Here is a 19,160-nt window from a genome sequence, read left to right as displayed (position 1 = left end):
GATGTCAGGATGCGATGAGTGGTGCCACCTTACCCAGCCCCTCGACGGCTGTCATCCACGCCGATTTCTCGCGGCCGGCGCTTTCCAGTATCATGTGCGCTCATTGCCGCCGGCCGCGGCCCCCGTCTTTACTGCATTCTGCTAGTTTCAGAGGCCCCAGGATATGCTCGAACTGCGTGGCGCGCCCGCCCTATCCGCCTTCCGTCATGCCAAGCTGCTCGAAGCGTTGCACGCCGTGGCTCCCCAGGTCGAGGCGCTCGGCGCCGACTATGTGCACTTCGTCGACCACGAGGGGGAGCTTGGCGGAGAGGACCTGCGCCTGCTCGAGCGGCTGCTGGATTACGGGCCGGCTCATGACACCGGTGCCCAGGACGATGGTCGCCTGTTCCTGGTGGTGCCGCGCATCGGCACCCAGTCCCCCTGGTCGTCCAAGGCCACCGACATCGCCCGCAACTGCGGCCTTGCTCGGGTGCGCCGCCTGGAGCGCGGTATCGCCTATCGGGTGCGCTTCGCCGGTGAGCTTTCCGAGGAGGCCTATGAGGCCGTCGTCGCTGCGCTCCACGATCGCATGACCGAAACGGTGCTGTTCGACGCCTCCGATGCCGCTCGGCTGTTTGCCCATCACCAGCCGGCACCGCTGGGTCAGGTGGATATCCTCGGCGGCGGGCGTCCGGCGCTGGAGGAGGCCAACGTCGCCCTCGGCCTGGCGCTCGCCGAGGATGAGATCGACTATCTCTGCGAGGCGTTCCAGGGGCTCGCGCGCAACCCCACCGACGTCGAGTTGATGATGTTCGCCCAGGCGAACTCCGAGCACTGTCGTCACAAGATCTTCAACGCCGACTGGGTGGTGGACGGCGAGGCCCAGCCGCGCTCGCTGTTCAAGATGATCAAGAACACCTTTGAGGCCTCACCGGACGACATCCTCTCCGCCTACAGCGACAACGCCGCGGTGATCCGCGGCAGCGAGGCGGGGCGCTTCTTCGCCGCGCCGCTGACCGGTGCCGCCGCCGAGAAGGCCGTCTACGGCACCCACCGGGAGTCGGTCAACATCCTGATGAAGGTGGAGACCCACAACCACCCGACGGCGATCGCCCCGCATCCGGGTGCGGCCACCGGCGCCGGCGGCGAGATCCGCGACGAGGGGGCCACCGGCATCGGCGGCAAGCCCAAGGCCGGCCTGACCGGTTTCACCGTCTCCAACCTGCGCATCCCCGAGTTCGTCCAGCCCTGGGAGGCGTTCGACTACGGCAAGCCCGAACGCATCGTCTCGGCGCTCGAGATCATGCTCGAGGGGCCGATCGGCGGGGCGGCCTTCAACAACGAGTTCGGCCGCCCCAACCTGGCCGGCTACTTCCGCAGCTACGAGCAGGATGCCCTGGGGGCCGACGGCGTCGAGCGCCGCGGCTTCCACAAGCCGATCATGCTTGCCGGCGGTTACGGCAACATCCGCGAGGGGCACGTCCAGAAGGGCGAGATCCCGGTGGGCGGCAAGCTGATCGTGATGGGCGGTCCGGCGATGCTGATCGGCCTGGGCGGCGGCGCGGCTTCCTCCATGGCCTCGGGCACCTCCAGCGCCGACCTGGATTTCGCCTCGGTGCAGCGCGACAACCCCGAGATCGAGCGCCGCGTCCAGGAGGTCATCGACCGCTGCTGGGCGCTGGGTGACGACAACCCGATCCGCTTCATCCACGACGTGGGCGCCGGCGGGCTGTCCAACGCGCTGCCGGAACTGGTCAAGGACGGCGAGCGCGGCGGGCGCTTCGAGCTGCGCGAGGTGCCCAACGCCGAGCCGGGCATGAGCCCGCTGGAGATCTGGTGCAACGAGGCCCAGGAGCGCTACGTGCTCGCCGTGGCCCCGCAGGATCTCGACACCTTCGACGCCCTGTGCGCTCGTGAGCGCTGCCCCTATTCGGTGGTCGGCGAGGCTACCGAGGCCCACCATCTGGAGGTCCGCGACGGCCATTTCGATTCCAGGCCGGTCGACCTGCCGATGAGCGTGCTGTTCGGCAAGCCGCCCAAGATGACCCGCGAGTTCACTCGCGAGAGCCGCGAGCTGCCGGGCATCATGCTCGACAATCTGGATCTGCGCGAGGCCATGGACCGGGTGCTGAGCCTGCCCACGGTGGCTTCCAAGAACTTCCTGATCACCATCGGCGACCGCTCGATCACCGGGCAGGTGGCCCGCGACCAGATGGTCGGCCCCTGGCAGGTGCCGGTGGCCGACGTGGCGGTGACCACCGCGACCTTCGACACCCATGCCGGCGAGGCCATGGCCATGGGCGAGCGGCCGCCGGTTGCGCTGATCGACCCGGCGGCCAGCGCCCGCCTGGCGGTGGCCGAGACCATCACCAACCTGGCCGCGGCGCCGATCGCCAAGCTCGGCGACATCAAGCTCTCCGCCAACTGGATGAGCGCGGCCAGCCACCCGGGCGAGAACCAGGCGCTTTACGACGCCGTCCACGCCGTGGGCATGGATCTGTGCCCGGCACTGGGCATCGCCGTGCCGGTGGGCAAGGACTCCATGTCCATGCGCACCGCCTGGCAGCAAGAGAATGACCAGGGTGAAGACGAGGAGAAGAGCGTCACTGCGCCGCTGTCGCTGGTGACCACCGGCTTCGCCCCGGTCACCGATGCGATGAAGACGCTGACCCCGCAGATCAACCTGGAGCAGGACGAATCGGACCTGATCCTGATCGACCTGGGCGGCGGCAAGAATCGCCTGGGCGGCTCGGCGCTGGCCCAGGTCTACGGGCAGGTAGGCGACGAGTGCCCGGACCTGGACGATCCGGAGGATCTCAAGGCGTTCTTCTCGGTGATCCAGGGGCTCAACGCCGACGGCAAGCTGCTGGCCTACCACGATCGCAGCGACGGCGGCCTGCTGGTCACCCTGCTGGAGATGGCCTTCGCCGCCCATGCCGGCCTGGAGATCAAGCTCGACTGGCTGATCGACGAGACTCCCGAGGCCTTCAACGCGCTGTTCGCCGAGGAGCTCGGTGCGGTGATCCAGGTGGCCCGCGAGCACACCGAAGAGGTGCTGGCGCAGTTCGCCGGCGCCGGGATCGAGACCTGTGGTGTGATCGCCCGGCCGCGTTACGACGACCAGGTGCGCGTGACCCTGTTCGAAGAGCCGCTGCTCGAGACCACCCGACTGCTGGCCCAGCGCACCTGGAGCGAGACCAGCTACCGGATGCAGGCGCTGCGCGACAACGCCGAGTGCGCCAAGAGCGAGTTCGACGGCCTGCTCGACGGCCGCGACCCGGGCCTCTCCGCCCAGCCGAGCTTCGACGTGAACGAGGACATCGCCGCACCGTTCGTCAACACCACCAGGCCGGCGGTGGCGGTGCTGCGCGAGCAGGGCGTCAACGGCCACCTGGAGATGGCCTGGGCCTTCGACCACGCCGGCTTCGAAGCCGTCGACGTGCACATGAGCGATATCCTGGAAGGGCGCGTCGGCCTGGACGACTTCAAGGGCCTGGTCGCCTGTGGCGGCTTCTCCTACGGCGACGTGCTGGGCGCCGGCGGCGGCTGGGCCAAGTCGATCCTGTTCAACGACCGGGCCCGCGAGCAGTTCGCCGGCTTCTTCGGCCGCGACGACAGCTTCGCCCTGGGCGTATGCAACGGCTGCCAGATGCTGGCCCAGCTCCGCGAGCTGATCCCCGGCGCCGAGGCTTGGCCGCGTTTCGTGCGCAACGAATCCGAGCAGTTCGAGGCCCGCGTGGCCATGGTGCGCGTCGAGGAAAGCCCGTCGATCCTGTTGTCCGGCATGCAGGGCTCGCTGCTGCCGATCGCCGTGGCTCACGGCGAGGGCCGCGCCGAGTTCCGCGACAGCGCCCACCTGCGCAACATCCAGAGCAGCGCCCAGGTGGCGCTACGCTATGCCGACAACTATGGCCAGGTGACCACCCGGTATCCGGCCAACCCCAACGGCTCGCCCTCGGGCATTACCGGGCTGACCACGCCGGACGGCCGCGTGACCGCCATGATGCCGCACCCTGAGCGTGTGGTGCGTGCGGTGACCAACTCCTGGCGCCCCACCGAGTGGACCCGGGACGGAGCCTGGATGCGCCTGTTCCGCAACGCCCGGACCTGGCTCGGCTGAGGCCGGATACCGTGACGCGAGGCGCCCGGGCATGGCCCGGGCGCTTTCGTTTCCGGAGGTGGATCAGGGCGCGCCGTTGTTCGAGGGCTCGTGTTCCTTCAGGTGGGCTTCGAGCTCATCGAGAACATGACGGAACTGCGCCTGGAAGTAGTCGAAGCGGCCGAAATCATGGCCGCATCCGTCGCAGTAGACGTGATACTGGTCTTCGCGCCCCGGGGGGAAGCGTTTCACACGGCTGCCACACTTGGGGCATTCGGGGCGGGTCTGCACTTTCATGGGCGGCTCTCCTTTACTCGGCGATGGGCGATCCGTTCGCGCGACTGTCCTTTAGGTATCATGGTTGCCCATGATGAGGTCAAGTCACGACGGTTGAATGACAGTTAATGGAAAAAATTTCCACAAGTAGTTGCCTGGTGGGCCGCATCGGACTATAAGAGCGCTTCGAGGCGTCGGCATGGGAGCCGAACGCCCGGGATGGAGCGCGTTAAGGATGCATGAGGGGCTGAGTCTGCTGTACGTGGGGGCGGTGCTGGTGCTCAACGGTTTGTGGCTGTCGGGGCGCATCGAGGACCGCGAGATCCAGGTGATCAACTTCTTCGCTGGCGGGGTCAGCCTCGCCGTGGCCGCCTATGCGGCCTTCGGGCCCGGCGCCGATGCGGCCAGCGTCCGCACTGCCGCCATGACCCTGTTGTTCGCCTTCACTTACCTGTGGGTGGCGATCAATCGCCGTAACGGCAGTTCCGGCCATGGCCTCGGCTATTTCTGCCTGTTCGTGGCCCTCACCGCTCTGCCGACCGGCCTGCTGCGTCTCGCCGTGGCCGAGGGGATCTGGGGCTGGTGGTCCGGCGCAAATTGGCTGGCCTGGGCGGCGCTGTGGTTCGGCTTCTACCTGATGCTCTGCTATCGCCCGCGCCTGCAGCCGTTGATGGCTCGGGCGTCGCTGGCCCAGGGTCTGGTGACGGCCTGGGTACCGGGCTACCTGCTGCTGCAGGGATTGCTTGGCTGAGTGCCGGCGTTCCCTGTCTCTACGCTCGGTCATCGTCTGTCTTGGCGTGCCTTGAGCACAGGTCCAGGATCATCCTCCCTCTGCATAGGGGGGCAAGGGCGTGGGCGGCAGGTCGAGATCGCCTTGCCAAGGGGCAGGGAAAAACCGCAGATAGAATTGCACGGCATTCGGAGAATAGCCCTCCGACTCCTGGGCATCGAGGGCCAGGCCGACACGCCAGTGGGTGGAGAGGCGGCGTTCGACGGCAGCGGCGGCGGAAAAGCCGGTTCCTCCCCCGAGGCTGCTTGCGTCTCGGGCTGTGGCATCAGGCAGTGAGGCCGAGTAAGCACCGTCGAGCGGGTAGCGGTTGCGGGGGCCGCTCTCGGTCCAGGAGTGGGAAACGGCGGCCTCCAGGGACCAGCTCCAGTCGGATGTACGCTGTCGATAGCCGATCGGCAGGCTGAGCGACAGGTAGCGGCGCGGGCTGTAGTAGCCGCCCTGGCCGAGCGAGTAACCGCCGAGATTCTCGCGGTAGTGCATGGCCATGGCATTGAGCCCGATGCTCAGGCGCTCGTGGGACGCGTTGATCAGCTTGCGGTAGATGCCGCCCATCAGCCGGACACGTTGGTTGTCGGGCACGTTCTCGCCGTCCAGATGGTGAAGGCCGACGTTCGACCAGACGCCGTTGGGCCCGCCCTGATCGTAGCCGAGGCCGACATCGACGCCGGTGGTGCGGACGCCACCCCAGGTGATCCCCGTATTGGGGTCCTCGGTACCGGCGTAGCTGAGCAGCGAGTCGGCGAGCGGGCGTCGTGAGAGGCCGGCTGTCGTCCAGAGTGGGCCGAGCTCGCCGCTGTATTCGATGCCACCGACCCAGTCGGTCACGGCGAAGCCCAGCGGAGTGGTGCCGACGTCGATGCGCCAGGTGTCGTCATACCAGCCCACGCCGATGCTGACGCCGCGGTCTTGCTGGTCTAGGCCGCCTCGACAGCCCACGGCGGCGCAGGTGCCGAACTCGTCGCGATTGAGGCCGTCGGCGTCACGTCCCAGGCGACCGGCATTCAGCGTGACGCGATCGAAGCGTACGAAGCCGCGTCCTTCGCCAAGCGGGGTATCGACGTCGAGCATGTCGGTCGTGGTGGTCAATGCAGAGACGCCGTCGGTGCCGTTCTCGTTCTGGACCAGGCGGTCGGCGCGGACCCGCGTGTGGCGTGAGCGATACAGCTCTGCGGCGTCCGCGCGCAGGCTTGAGGCCAGCCAGTCATCGTCTTCCCGAGTACGCAGTGCCCGGGTGAATCCCGCATCGCTGGACAGCGTGCTCGGCTCGGCCAGCTCGGCGGCCGCCAGCGCCTGGCGATAGCGCGCCAATGCCGTCGTGTGGTCGCCGGCCATGGCCGCGATACGTGCCGTATCGCGTAACAGCAGCGCATCATCGCTCGCCCCGGACGTCGCGGCGAGGGCGTCGGCCTGGCGCTGTGCGTGGTCAAGCTCGCCCAGTGCCGCCCAGGCATTGGCAGTATGGCGCCGGGCATCGAGATCATCGGCGGGAGGATCGACGCCAGCCAGGAGGGTTCTGGCGGCAGCGTCATCTCCCTGGGCCAGCGCTGCATCCACCAGCCCCAGCCGGGCAGCGACGCTATCGGGAGCCAGCGTCAGTGCCTGCCGGTAATGACGCTCGGCCACCATGGGCTGGTCGTCGGCCAACGCCCAGTCGCCCAGTCGTCGCTCGATATCGGCGTCGTCGGGCTGGGCGGAGAGCAGGCGTCGTGCCTGTTCGGTTTGACCGGCCTCGCGCAGGCGGTCGGCGCGGGCAAGGACCTGGGCCAGAGCGAGACGCCGCTGCAGGGCGCGCATGTCGGCGTCGCGCTGGGCTGCCGGAATCCGTCCCAGGATGGCCAGGGCTGCCTGATCGCGTTCATCGCTGGCCAGGTAGAGCGCCTGGGCATAGTGGCCCTGGGCCATCGCTTCCGGAGTCTCGAGGCGCGTCAGCAGGTCCGCGAAGGCGTCGTCGGCACGAGCCGTCCGTGCCTGCTGTCGCAGTGCCTGGGCCAGGCTATAGGTCAACCAGACGTCGTCGGGTACCAGGGATCGGGCCTCGGTGAAGCGTTGTGCCGCCGCTTCCCAGCGCCGTTCGGCGGCCAGCCGATCGCCCTCGGCGCGCAGGGCGGCGACGCGTAGCCGGGTGCGAACGTCGGCTAGCAGGCGTTGCTGGGCGGCAGGCAGGCCATCGATGAACTCCACCCCGCGCTGTGGTGACTGTGAGGCATAAAGCTCGGCCAGCCTCGTCAGTACGTTGGCCGAGCCGGGAGCCCGACTCAGGGCCTGGCGGTAGGCGCGCTCGGCGGCTCCCGTCTTGCCTCGCCGTTGCGCCACGTCGCCCAGCCCCAGCCAGGCCTGGGGATCGTCCACGAGCACTTGGCTGGCGCGTCGATAGGCCTGTTCGGCTGGCTCGAGCGCATCGTTCGCCAGTGCGGCATCGCCTTGTCGAATCTGCTGCCAGTAGCGGGCGGTGTCGATCAACGCGGACCATTTGTCGCCGCTCAGGCTGCCGGTATCCAGGGCCTGGGCGCGCTCGAACTGGGCCAGGGCTGCCTTGTGACGGCCCTGTCGCAGGCGAATGATACCCAGCGCGCCGATCAGTTCGACGTCGTCGGGATATGCCGCCAAGGCGCGCTGGATATCGGCTTCGCCGGCGCTGCCCTGCTGCTGGGCAAGACGCGCCAGGCCGCGCTGTCGCGCCCGATAGGCGGGATTGGCCAGCAGGCGTCGCTGCTCGGCCAGGGTTTGCCGTGCCTCGTCGGCATATTCGGTATTGCCGAAGTGGCTGAGAAAGCGCTCCCAGGCGGCCACATTGGCGTCGCTGGCCGGGGCGTCGCGTAGTGCATCGCGCCACAGCCGGGCCGCGGCGAGACGCGAGCCCGAATCCTCGGAGAGGCGGAACAGATAACGCTCGGCCTCGGCGTTGCGCCCTTCGGCGAGCATCAGGCGTGCCAGGGCGAATTCCAGCTCGGCGCTTTGCGGATAGCGTGTATCCAGCGACTGAAGTTCACGGATGGCACGGTTGGCGCCGCCCGGCAGGCGTGCCACCAACTGCCAGTACTCCAGCGCAAGCGCCAGGGTGGGAAGCCCCTCGGCGAACAACGCATCGTAGGCATCCTTGGCCTCCGCGAGCCGGCCCGCCGTGGCAAGCAGGCGGGCCTGCCCCAGGGCGCTACGGGCCTCTGGGCGTGCCAGCGTCAGATTGAGGCGCGCCAGTCGGTACGCCTCGCTGTCCGGCGCCACTCGGCCCAGGCGCTCTACCAGCCGCGAGGCCTCGTCGACATCCTGGCGGCGCAGGGCCTGTCGGGTTCTGGCCTCCAGCACACGGGGATCGTCCGGGGCGATGGCGCTCAACCGCTCCAGGGCCTGGTCGGTGATCGCCTCATTGTGCCGTGCCTCGCCGAGGCGTACCTGCTCGAGCAGCCAGGCGGCGGGCGCGACACGGGTCTCACGAGGCGCGTCGTCGGGCAGCGGTTGTGCCGACAGGGGCGATGCCATGCCACCCAGCAGGAGACACAGCACGGCGGAGGGCACCAGGTCGGTATCTCTCATGGTGCCTCCCAGGCCGGATGCAACGAACCGTCCGGGGCGAAGCGGTAGCGTCCCTGGTCCCAGCCGACGCCGAACAGCATCAGGACCTGGCTGTAGTAGGCGTCGTCGTCGGGAGGGGCGCCAGCGATACGGCGTCGCTGCGCCGCCGCCAGCGGAGCGTCGTGATCCTGGGCGGTGGCCACCAGGAACGGCAACAGGGCGGCGGAAAAGCTCACGTTGGCGATGCCTGTTGACTCGCCGCTGCGGGCATCGATGTGTTCCGGCGGGACGCCCAGGGAGGCGGTCAGGTCGCGCATGGGCTGGAAGTGCGCGAGCAGCGTCTCGCGGTAGGGAGCATCGTGGGCGAGCATGCCCAGCCACAGGTAGACGCGAATGGCATCGTAGTCGCCGGCGGCGCCATGCTCGGGGTCCGGCTGCCAGCCACTGTCTGTCCGCCAGGCCACCCAGTCCGGTGCCAGGCCCCGGGGGGCGCTGCCCAGGAGCAGCTTGGGAACCAGCTTCGCTACCTCGGGCCAAGGGCCGCCCAGTGCGCTCAGGCGGGTCAGCAGCTGGGGCGGCAGATAACTGGGATTGACGCGCCAGCTGGCGTCGCCCACGAATCCCGTGCGCCCCGGCAGCAACATCTTGCCGAAACCGGGCAGCTCGGCGACTTCCTGCTCGGCAATGCGCCCGGCCAGGCGCTGGCCCAGCACGCGATAATCGCGACGCTGCCACAGTCGGCCGGCTTCCAGCAAGGTGTAGGCGAGCCACAGGTCGGAGTCGGCGGCGCTGTTGGCGTCGATCACGCCCCAGCGGTCATCGTCGCCTCGTCCCCAGAGCCAGGCGGGAAGCGTTGCCCCCAGGTCGCCCTTGGCCAGGTTGTTCTGCGTCCAGTCGAGCACGCGCTGAAAGGTATCGCGATCGTCGGCCACCAGGGCGAATAACAGCGCGTAGCTCTGGCCTTCCGAGGTGGTGATCCGGCGCTCATCGGACGGGTCGATGACGCGCCCGTCTTCACTGATCAGGTTAGCCTCGAAGCGGCTCCAGGCGGGCCAGTCGTGCTCGGCGGCCTGGAGCGGAAGCGCCATGAGCTGCATGCTCATTGCCAGTAACAAGGTTCGCAGCATGGCCTATTCTCTGCCGGCCGCCAGACGACGGGCGCCGAGGCGTCGCAGGATGCGCCATAGCAGGAAGGCGACCAGCAACACGGCGAACACGGCCACGCCGGCGATCAGCCAGGGATGCGTGGACAGGTGGTACCACAGCCAGGTGGTCCATGGCAGGTGACCGATGTAGTAGCGTTCGCCCACCATCTGGCTGTTCACGCCCGAGTCGCGGATCAGGCTGACCGAGCCATGAATCTGGGCGATGCGTGCCGGGTCGTTCAGGGCCGCATTGAGCAGGCGCTGGTCGGCGGGCTGCGGTGCCAGCATGGCGACAACGCTGCGCTCATCGAAGTACGGCGAGGGCATCTCGAGAATGGCGGCCAAGGCGCCGTGGGCGCGTACGCTGACGTCGCTGTCGGCCTGGACTTCCTTGGCGCCGAGGCCGTCGCGAGTCATCGCGTCGCTGGCGATACGCAGACGACTCCGGGCGTCGGTGCCGAGGGCCACGATCGGCTGAGGATCTTCCAGGGTGTCGGGGAGGCTACCGATGGCCAGGATGTCGGCGTCGATGTCACTGGCGGAGTGCCAGTCGTCGGTCAGCCTTACCGCGACGCCGGGGTAGCCGGTCTGGGCGCCGATCCGGCCCAGGTTGTCGAACAGCGCCGACAATTCATCGGCCGAAGGGGCCGCAGGCATCACGACCAACGTCTGCGACAGGTCGGCGAGGCGACTGAACGGGAAGCCGGCATTGGCAAAGGTTCGCAGTGCCGGCATCGCCAGATAGTGGGGGAAGCCCGAGAGGTCGATGGTCGACTGTTCATCGATGCTGACCTGGTGTGCCACTGGCAAGACGGTGCTGCACTCGTCGTGGGACGTGCCCCCCACGCGATTGGCATAGGCGAAATCGAAGCGCAGCTGGTTGAGGGCACCCAGGGTGAGAGAGGGGATGTCAACGCGACGCTGTCCGCCTAGCCAGTCCTGCAACAGCGGCACCTGGAAACGATCGGTTTCGGCGTTGCCGCCATCGGTCTTGAGCGGAAACGACTGCAGGTACTCGCCGTTGATGCTCACGTCGAGACGCGAGCCGGCATCCACTGACGGCGGGCTATAGCGGTAGCCGAGTTCGAGGTCGACCTGCTCGTCGTTCCAGACGAACAGGTCCGGGGGAATGCGCAACGCCAGGTTCAGCGGTGCGGGCTCCATGCCATCGGCATGGAGCTGGGAGGGATAGTCGATCAGCTCGTCGAAGCGCACGGGGCGGTCGGTGGGAATCCAGGCTGGTGCATCATAGGGCTGGCGGGGGGCCAGGGTATCCAGGGCCTCGACGCTGGCGCTTTGTCCGCGCAGCAACACGTCGCCCAGGGCAAGGGCGCGGGCGGCCTCGACAAGGTCGTCATCATCGCGGCCCAGTACCAGCAACATCTTGGCATAGGGCGATTCGGGATGGCTGATCAGTTCGAGGGTCGGGCCGTCGACCGCTGGATAATCGGCGAGGAAGTCGGGGCGTCGATCATTGGTGGCCAATACCACCGAGTGCCGCCGTGGAGGCGTATCGAAGGACACCGGGAAATGCTGCCCGCGCCAGTCTGCATGGATGCCGAACCAGGAGGCGATGATGCCGCCGGCGCGTTGCATCTCGAGCGTCGGTTCGGCGGGCAGTACGAAGGGAACTTCCAGCGATGCGTCGTCGCGCGGATAGAAGAACGGGCGAGGAAGGCGTGCCAGATCGTTGGCCAGGGGCAGTGACTGCTCTTCCAGCGTCAGCGTGCTATCGCTGCCCAAGGCGAGCCAGATGCTGGAATGGGAAGGATCTTCGCAGATATCCGTGTAGTGACCGACGAGTTCCAGCCGCAGGCGGTTGAAATCGCCGATGAGGCGAGGATCGAGATCGAGTCGTGCACGCTGGGCATTGCCTGGTGCTGCCGTGGATGACAGTGGCACTGAGCCCATCAGGTCGTCATTGAGATAGACCTTGAGATGCGAGACATCCCCGAGCAGGGACGGGGAGGGCGTGTAGCGCAGATCCAGGGTGGCCCGGGTGACTAGCCGGTCGCCGCGGACGCCGAACTCGAGCTGACGAGCCGGGCTCAGTCCGCTCAGCTCGAGCCCGCTTCGGGCAAGGTGCTCGAGGCGAAGGCTTCGCTCGGTGACCGGGGCGGCATCGTCGGCGAGCATGGAAGGTGCCTGCGATGCCTGAGGCTCCATGACCGGTGTCGTCTGGGCCTGGGCGGGCAAGGCAAGGGCGAGTAGCAGGGAGAAAAGCCAGCGATGGCGCATCGAAACACGATCCTTGTCTAACGGTATTAGCGCCCCCCGACAGGGGTGATGGTCACCCGTCGGGGGAGGAAAGAACCCAGCCAGCCGAGGGGGCCGCGAACCGACGCCGGGGCGTGCAGGAACAGGCGGCGATACCCCTCGAGCCCCAGCCCCAGTATGTCGCGAAGGCTTTGCATCGGCCGATCCGCAGCGATATCGTCGCGCCACAGCGTCCAGGTGTCGGCGCGGGCGAAGGTGCACTGGATATAGGCGATGTGCTGCGGCAGTGACATCGGCGCCAGTGCCAGGCCGGCGCGAGTGCCATTAAGGTTGACCACGCGGGCCTCGAAGGCATGCTCCTGGCGGCCGCGCCGGAGGAGCAGCGTGACGGTCTCGTCCGCTTCGAGCAAGCCCGGCCTGGGCAGGCTAAGGCCGACCCCGGCTTCGGCGTAGTCGTTGAGGATGCAGGGAAAGGTATGGCCGTCTTCGCGTGCCACGGCGGCATCCTGGGCCACTTGCACGCGATGGTGGCGACGCACCTGGCGAGCTTCGGCGGCGACGGCGACCGCTCCTCCCAGGATCATCAGGTTGTAGAGCGTCCAGCCCAGGCTCACCAGCACGGTGGGGATCTCGTCCGTCGGCCCGGCGTAGAGTCGCCAGCCTCCGGCCGCCACGCCGGCGATGTTGAGCAGGATCAGCAGCAGATAGGGGCGCGAGATCGTCCAGTCGAAGTATCGGCTGCTGACCAGGCCGCCCTTGGCGGTGACATTGAACTTGCCCTTGCGCGGATTGATCAGTGCCATCGTGGTCGGACGGGCGATGTACCAGGCGAGCACGGCGTCGTAGATCTCGCTCCAGAAACTGTGCCGATAGCGTCCCTGGATGCGCGAATTGGTCATGCCCGAGTGAAACATGTGCGGTGCGACGTAGAGCAGGATGGCGATCGCTGGCGCGTAGATGATGTAGGCGTGCAGCAGCAGGAAGGCCAGTGGGGCTGTGAGAAAGATCAGCCGTGGGATGCCGGCCAGGAAGTGCAGCATGGCGTTGACGTAGCACAGGCGTTGGCCCAGCGATAGTCCGCGCCCCAGCAAGGGGTTGTCGAGGCGGAAGATCTGCACCATGCCGCGCGCCCAGCGAATTCTCTGGCCGATATGCGCCGACAGGCTTTCGGTGGCGAGTCCGGCCGCCTGAGGGAGGCGCAGATAGGCCGAGGTATAGCCGTGACGATGCAGGCGCAGCGAGGTGTGGGCGTCTTCGGTGACTGTTTCCACGGCGAAGCCGCCGATGGCCTCCAGGGCACTGCGCCTGAGCACGGCACAGGAGCCACAGAAGAACGAGGCGTCCCACAGGTCGTTGCCGTCCTGCACCAGTCCGTAGAAGAGCGTGCCCTCGTTGGGCATCTCGCGAAAACGCCCGAGGTTGCGCTCGAACGGGTCGGGGGAAAAGAAATGGTGCGGCGTCTGCAGCATGCCCAGGCGTGGTTCCTTGAGGAACCAGCCCAGCGTCATCTGCAGAAAGGAACGCTGTGGCACGTGGTCGCAGTCGAAGACGGCCAGGAATTCGCCGTCGGTGACGCTTAGCGCGTGGTTGAGGTTGCCGGCCTTGGCATGGCGATTGTCGTCGCGGGTGATGTAGTTGATGCCCACCGATCGGGCGAAGTCGTGCAGGGCTTCACGCCGGCCGTCATCGAGCAGATGAATGCGTAGCTTGTCGCTTGGCCAGTCGATGCCCAGTGCGGCCAGCACCGTGGGGCGCACCACGTCGAGAGGTTCGTGGTAGGTGGGAATCATCAGGTCGATAGTGGGCCAGCGCGACGTGTCCTCGGGCAGCGGAACGGGGCGGCGATTGAGCGGCCAGATGGTCTGGAAGTAGCCGAGAATCAGGATCAGCCAGGTATAGGTTTCGGCGCCGAGGAGCAGGAGGCCGCACGTCATGTCCAGCGGGTCATTCCAGTTCAGCGTCGAGGTGTATCGCCACCAGAGGTAGCGGCACGACACGGTGACCGACAGCACGATCAGTACCAGGGTCGCCAAGCGCCCGGGAATGCGCCTCACGATCAGTGCGATCCCCCAGAGCAGCGCGACGAACACGGCCTGTGCCGCGAGCGAGAAGGGCTGGGTGATCACCAGCAGCATCAGCATGGCGGCCAGGGTGCCCATGGCCAGTAGTGGCCAGGACGATGCCTCGGCGGATGCCTGGAGGGGGCGTGACGCGGCGGGCATCAGATGCCGGGGGAGTGCACGAAGCGCTTCGCGATACGTGCCCCAAGCCTGCTTCGCCCATGAGGGCGCGCGCGACCTGGCGGCCTCTGCCGGCTGGGGGCGGCAGCGACGCGGGCGCAGCACGGCCAGCCAGACGATCTGGATCAGATAGCGCAGGGGATCGGCCAGCCCTGGACGGCGCCGGTGTAAATGGCGAAAGGCGTGCCCGTGGCTGGCGAACAGTCCTTGCCAGGCCGGTGACTCGAAACGCAACAGTCCCCAGCCGAGCAGCCAGAGTAGCGTCAGCAGCGAGGCGGTCAGTGGACCGGCGCCGCGCTTGTGGCGTAATGCCCGGTAATGATGCGACAAGGGCCTCATCAAGTTGCGGCGCAGCAGAGGGCTCATGAGGGCGAGGCCTCGTGCTGTGCCAGCAGCCAGGCCGCCAGTCGGTGGATGTCCTGGCTGGCCAGGCTGTTGGGGCGATGGCTGACCACGCCGCGTTTGTGGGCCAAGGCCTCGAACATGGCTTCGTCGCGATGAATGCTGAGAGGCACCAACCAGTCGCCATGCTGCCTCTGCCACAGGGCGTGCAGATCACCTTGAAGGGCGCTGCGGGCCGCGAGCCGATTGATCAGCAGATACTCGCCGACGCTGACGGTATGTGCCTCGAGCAGGGCATGGCAGGCAGGATCCGCCTGGGCGACCACCAGCCAGGTGTCCGCCGCACGGCGAGCCTGGCGTTGCGTGTCATGGGCGTGGGCGGGCACGTCGATCAGTACCCAGCGATAGGCATCGGCCTCGAGGGCCGCCAGTCGTTGCTGCCAGATCCCGGGATCGTCGTCGCGCGAGTCGCACTGCTGGTGATCGGTCGCGTCTAGCAGGCCGTGGGGGAGAAAATGTAACTGCGAACCCAGCACGAAGGCGGGTTCGTGCCAGGCGTCTCCCTCTTGTCGGGCCCTTGCCCATCCACGAGTGTCCTCCCAGGCATGGTTGAAATGCAGGCGCAACAGGTTGCGCGGGTCCATGTCGATGCACAGCACGGCTTCGCCGGCCTGGGACAAGGCTTCGGCCAGGCCGGCTACTACCGAGCTGGCGCCAGTTCCGCCTCGGAGTCCTTGCACGGCGACGACGTTCAAGTACCGTGCTCCGAGCGGGCCTGCGTTGTTTCGACCAGCAGCGGCCAACGGGCCAGGTCGGCGGCCAGTTGCTCCTGCTCGGCAATGTTGCGGTAGGGAAATCCGGTCAGCCCAGCCTTGTGGAGTAGCGCTTGGATGTCATCGTCGTAGCGCGGTGCGACGGGGGCATGATGCGGAATGATCAGATCGTGGGTCGACATGCATTACCTTGGTGGCTGGCGGTGTGACGTGGCGAGTCCAGAGCAGCAGAGAATCAATACTTTAATATGATAAGCTTATTATAATATGAGTATGAAAAGTAACAGCCATGGCATGCGTTCAGGCTAGGGAATTGATCCGTCATATCAAAGGAAGTGCTTAATGTCGATCTCGTCGGATCCGTCGCCCATGCGCACCGAGCGTCTCCACTACTCACTGGGCATCGAGGGGCTGTGGCCGGAGTTCGCTGCTTTGCGCTGCCCCGGCGTCTATTGGCTGCTGGCCGACCGAGCCGGGCATGCCGATGCCTTGATTCTCGGCATGCTGGCGAGCGCTGCGCCAGAGATGCGAGTCGACTGGGTCGCCGCCGTGGACCATGCCCGCCAGACCGCGGCGCGCCTGCCTCCTGAACGGGGGCCTGGGCGGCTGACTTTCTTCGCACTGCCCGAGATCATGAACGCCGAGGCCTGGCTTCGTCTGCCCGGGGAGCTCGCCCGTGGGCGCCGCTGGAGGCGCCAGTCATCCCGCATGCTCATTGTGGAGATCGAAACGCCTGATCTCGATGGTGCGCTGAGTGATGACGAAGAACTCGCCCTGTGGTGTCGGCAATGGCGTGATTGGGCCGTGGCGCATCGGGTCTGCGTGATGATCGTCAGCCATGGATCGCGTGGGCTGGCGCTGCGGGGTCGCCTGCACCCGTTCAACGATGCGCTGGATGGCCTGGCGCATCTGCAGCCTATCGGCGATGAGGGGCGTTTCCTCGTTCTCCACTGGCGAAGTGATCTGCTGGTGTGCGGGGGACGAGACCTGACCCTGACGGCCAGGGGGCTCGGCTGGCAGCTGCTGTCCTCGATGACGCAGGACGAGATCGTGGGCAGCGATGACCATGAATACCTGGTGCAGCGCTGTGTGCTGGAGGGTGCGCCGGCGTTGTCCGAGCACTGGCATGTGCATGACTCGGCACGCGCAGTGGTGGCCCAGGCAGTCAACGCCCAGGCCGCGACGGTTGTCCTGGGGCTGGAGCATGCCGACGAGATCGAGGCGGTGGCGCGCTGGATGCACGGCTTGAGGGTCCAGCGCGGCAACGCCATCAAGCTGGTCGTTCGTGAGCTGGTGCCCTGCCTACGCTATCGAGACGAACGTCTGCTGTCACTGTGCGGTGTGACGCTGGTGATCGGCGCGGCAGTACCGCTATCGCGGTTCTTGAGTCGCCTCGACGGGATCCAGGGACAGCGTTTCACGCGCCAGATCAGCCTCGATTTCGAGGGGGTCGTCGCTTCCCTGCATCCGGTCACGCCCGGAGGCGCGGTGTCGTCGGCGACCTTTCTCGACCGTATCGAGCAGTGGCTGGACAGCTCGGCTGCCGAGGCCGTCAGCAGCCTGATGGTGGCCCTGCAGCCGGCCGGCGGGCTGTCGCCCGAGCAGGCGCTGCACCAGTGCCGCCTGAGCCGATACGGTGACATGGCCACGCTCATGGAGGGGCGGCTCTATCTTTTCCTGTTCGGCTGTCGATCGACCGATCTCGAGCCCGCACTGAAGCGCTTGTTCGGATTGCCCGACGCGGCGCTGTTCGAGTCGCATGACGTTTTCGATGACCCCGAGGCGGTGGCGATCGAAGTGCATCGTTTGATCGGGCGAGGCTGGGATGGCGTGAGTCAGACGTTTGTCACTTCGGCGCCGATGGCCGTGGCAGAGCAGGAGCCAACCCGCGATCATGACGCCGCCTCTCCGCGTCCCCTCGCGCTCCTCCTGCGTGCTGATGCCGCACCGGAGGGGCCCCGTTCATGACCTGGACCATCGCGCTGGCCGGCCTGGCGGGTATCGTCATCGGATTGGCCGCGAGACCCTGCCTGCGGCTCATCTTCGCGTTTTCTTCACGCCGTCCGCGTCTCCTGGTGCGTCAGGGAGTGAGACGGCGTCCTTCGGTCGTCAAGGATGCGTCCCGGCATGAGTCACTCTGAATCGATCGCCGCTACATCGCCCTTCCCGGTCAGTCGCTACTGGCGCGGGTTCGGGCTCTGGAACCTGTACTTCATCTTCAAGCTGGCGCTTTACTGGCGAGGTGCGATCGATTTCGATGCCTTGGCCAACCTGGTGTTCGCCGCCTTCCTGCTGCTGCCACTGCCGCCACGCTGGCTGCACCGCCTGCGACATCTGGTAGCGATTCCGATCGGGGTGGCGCTCTTCTACCACGATACCTGGTTGCCGCCATTCGAGCGTCTGATCGCCCAGTCGTCCCAGGTCGGTGCCATGAGTCCGGCCTACCTGCTCGAGCTTGCCAGTCGCGTTGTCGACTGGCAGTGGTTGGGGGTGTTCTTCGTGCTCGCGGTGGGATATGGCTTCGTCGCCCCCTGGTTTCGGGTGACCGTTCCCGTGGTGCTGGCGCTCGTCTGGCTGGGGGTGGCACCGCTGCTTTCGCAGGGCGCGTCGGTGCCGGTTCGCCCTGGCCAGGCGGTATCGTCAGATGTGCCGGCAGGCACAGAGCGTACCGCGACGCGTGAGGAAACGGTCATTCCCGCCCCGGCCGAAGAGGCCAGCGACAGCGTCCTCGATGACCGCCTGCAATCCTTCTATGCCAGTGAGCGTGAGCGCTACACGACGTTCTCGGCGCGGCCTGCCGGGGCGGTGCCCTTCGATATCCTGTTTCTCAACATCTGTTCGCTGTCGTGGGATGATATCGCCGTGGCCGGGCTGGAGGATCATCCGCTGCTCGACTACCTGGACGTTGTCTTCGACGATTTCAATTCGGCGACTTCCTACAGTGGCCCGGCTGGGCTGCGCCTGCTCCAGGCCAGCTGCGGGCAGCGATCCCACGCAGCGCTCTACAACGACGTCCCCGCGCGATGCCATCTGTTCGAGAACCTGGCCGAGCTGGGATTCGAGCCGTCACTGGTGCTGAACCACGATGGGCATTTCGATGATTACCTGGCCTTGCTGCAGCGTGAGGGCGGATTGGACGTGCCCATGCTGTCCTTGTCTGGATTGCAAGCGCCGATGGTGGCTTTCGATGATTCCCCCGTATATCGCGACCTCACCATGCTGCAGCGATGGGACGAGCAGGATGCCCAGGGGGCCAATGCGGTGTTCTATAACACGGTGACGCTCCACGATGGCAACCGCTTCGTCGGGCAGCGCGGCTTCGCCGATTATGACGTTCGTCTTCGTCAGCTGTTCGATGACCTGCTGACATTCCTGCAGCAACTCGAGGCAGAGGAGAGACGGGTTGCCGTATTCGTGGTGCCGGAGCATGGCGCTGCCCTGCGGGGGGATCGCATGCAGTTCCCGGGCATGCGCGAGATTCCCAATCCGCTGATCACTCACGTGCCGGTGGGGGTCAAGCTGATCGGCCTGGACTCGCCACGCCATGGCGAACCGCTTCACGTCACCGCCCCGAGCAGCTACCTGGCGCTGTCGGAGCTGACTTCACGGCTGGTCGCCAACGACGTGTTCGGCCAACCGCGGCTGGATTGGTCGACGCTGGTGGCCGATCTGCCCGTGACGCAGCCGATCTCGGAAAACGAGGGAGTGGTGATGATGCCGTTCGGGGAGGAGCCCTATATCCGTCTCGAGGGACAGGGTTGGATGCCTTATCCACAGTAATCCGAAGCG

Annotated in this window: 11 protein-coding genes; 4 read left to right on the top strand and 7 right to left on the bottom strand. The window is 66.8% G+C overall.

All coding sequences use genetic code 11. The annotated features are described in order from the left end of the window. Positions 1-163 precede the first annotated feature (163 nt). On the top strand, positions 164-4,099 hold the full coding sequence (gene purL, locus FHR96_RS09365; RefSeq protein WP_183387411.1) for a phosphoribosylformylglycinamidine synthase: 3,936 nt from the start codon (positions 164-166) through the stop codon (positions 4,097-4,099). Between the two features lie 63 nt (positions 4,100-4,162). Here the strand turns inward: purL and FHR96_RS09360 are convergent, their stop codons facing one another. Continuing rightward, on the bottom strand, positions 4,163-4,375 hold the full coding sequence (locus FHR96_RS09360; RefSeq protein ID WP_183387410.1) for a hypothetical protein: 213 nt from the start codon (positions 4,373-4,375) through the stop codon (positions 4,163-4,165). A 214-nt stretch (positions 4,376-4,589) separates the two neighbouring features. Here FHR96_RS09360 and FHR96_RS09355 point away from each other — a divergent pair, with 214 nt between their 5' ends. Continuing rightward, entirely contained in the window at positions 4,590-5,105 is a 516-nt protein-coding gene (locus tag FHR96_RS09355; RefSeq protein ID WP_183387409.1) for an AmiS/UreI family transporter, read from the top strand. Positions 5,106-5,174: 69 nt separating this feature from the next. Here the strand turns inward: FHR96_RS09355 and bcsC are convergent, their stop codons facing one another. The 6 genes from bcsC to bcsR are packed head-to-tail and all read right to left on the bottom strand — an operon-like array spanning position 5,175 to position 15,553. After that, positions 5,175-8,675, bottom strand: a complete 3,501-nt coding sequence (bcsC, locus tag FHR96_RS09350; RefSeq protein WP_183387408.1) for a cellulose synthase complex outer membrane protein BcsC — start codon at positions 8,673-8,675, stop codon at positions 5,175-5,177. Further along, positions 8,672-9,781, bottom strand: coding sequence for a cellulose synthase complex periplasmic endoglucanase BcsZ (bcsZ, locus tag FHR96_RS09345; RefSeq protein WP_183387407.1), 1,110 nt, complete (start codon positions 9,779-9,781; stop codon positions 8,672-8,674). The genes bcsC and bcsZ overlap by 4 nt, the downstream gene beginning before the upstream one ends. 3 nt (positions 9,782-9,784) lie before the next feature. Beyond that, positions 9,785-12,037: a cellulose biosynthesis cyclic di-GMP-binding regulatory protein BcsB gene (bcsB, locus tag FHR96_RS09340; RefSeq protein WP_183387406.1), complete on the bottom strand. Its 2,253-nt coding sequence runs from the start codon at positions 12,035-12,037 to the stop codon at positions 9,785-9,787. Positions 12,038-12,063: 26 nt separating this feature from the next. After that, positions 12,064-14,622 carry a UDP-forming cellulose synthase catalytic subunit gene (gene bcsA, locus FHR96_RS09335; protein ID WP_183387405.1) on the bottom strand — a complete coding sequence of 853 codons (2,559 nt, stop codon included), beginning with the start codon at positions 14,620-14,622 and terminating at the stop codon, positions 12,064-12,066. After that, on the bottom strand, positions 14,619-15,353 hold the full coding sequence (gene bcsQ, locus FHR96_RS09330) for a cellulose biosynthesis protein BcsQ (RefSeq protein WP_183387404.1): 735 nt from the start codon (positions 15,351-15,353) through the stop codon (positions 14,619-14,621). Before bcsQ ends, bcsA begins: the two co-directional genes overlap by 4 nt. Continuing rightward, positions 15,350-15,553 carry a cellulose biosynthesis protein BcsR gene (gene bcsR, locus FHR96_RS09325; protein WP_183387403.1) on the bottom strand — a complete coding sequence of 68 codons (204 nt, stop codon included), beginning with the start codon at positions 15,551-15,553 and terminating at the stop codon, positions 15,350-15,352. Before bcsR ends, bcsQ begins: the two co-directional genes overlap by 4 nt. A gap of 160 nt (positions 15,554-15,713) precedes the next feature. On the opposite strand from bcsR, the gene bcsE reads away from it, so the two are divergent. Together bcsE and bcsG are read left to right on the top strand one after the other, a co-directional pair. Next, positions 15,714-17,339 carry a cellulose biosynthesis protein BcsE gene (bcsE, locus tag FHR96_RS09320; RefSeq protein ID WP_183387402.1) on the top strand — a complete coding sequence of 542 codons (1,626 nt, stop codon included), beginning with the start codon at positions 15,714-15,716 and terminating at the stop codon, positions 17,337-17,339. Between the two features lie 159 nt (positions 17,340-17,498). Beyond that, positions 17,499-19,151, top strand: coding sequence for a cellulose biosynthesis protein BcsG (gene bcsG / locus FHR96_RS09315; protein ID WP_183387401.1), 1,653 nt, complete (start codon positions 17,499-17,501; stop codon positions 19,149-19,151). Positions 19,152-19,160 lie beyond the last annotated feature (9 nt).

The sequence above is a fragment of the Halomonas organivorans genome, assembly GCF_014192055.1.
In the GTDB taxonomy this organism is placed as follows: Bacteria; Pseudomonadota; Gammaproteobacteria; order Pseudomonadales; family Halomonadaceae; genus Halomonas; species Halomonas organivorans.
The sequence above is the reverse complement of the archived record's forward strand: the minus strand, read 5'-3'. Positions and strand labels throughout refer to the sequence as shown.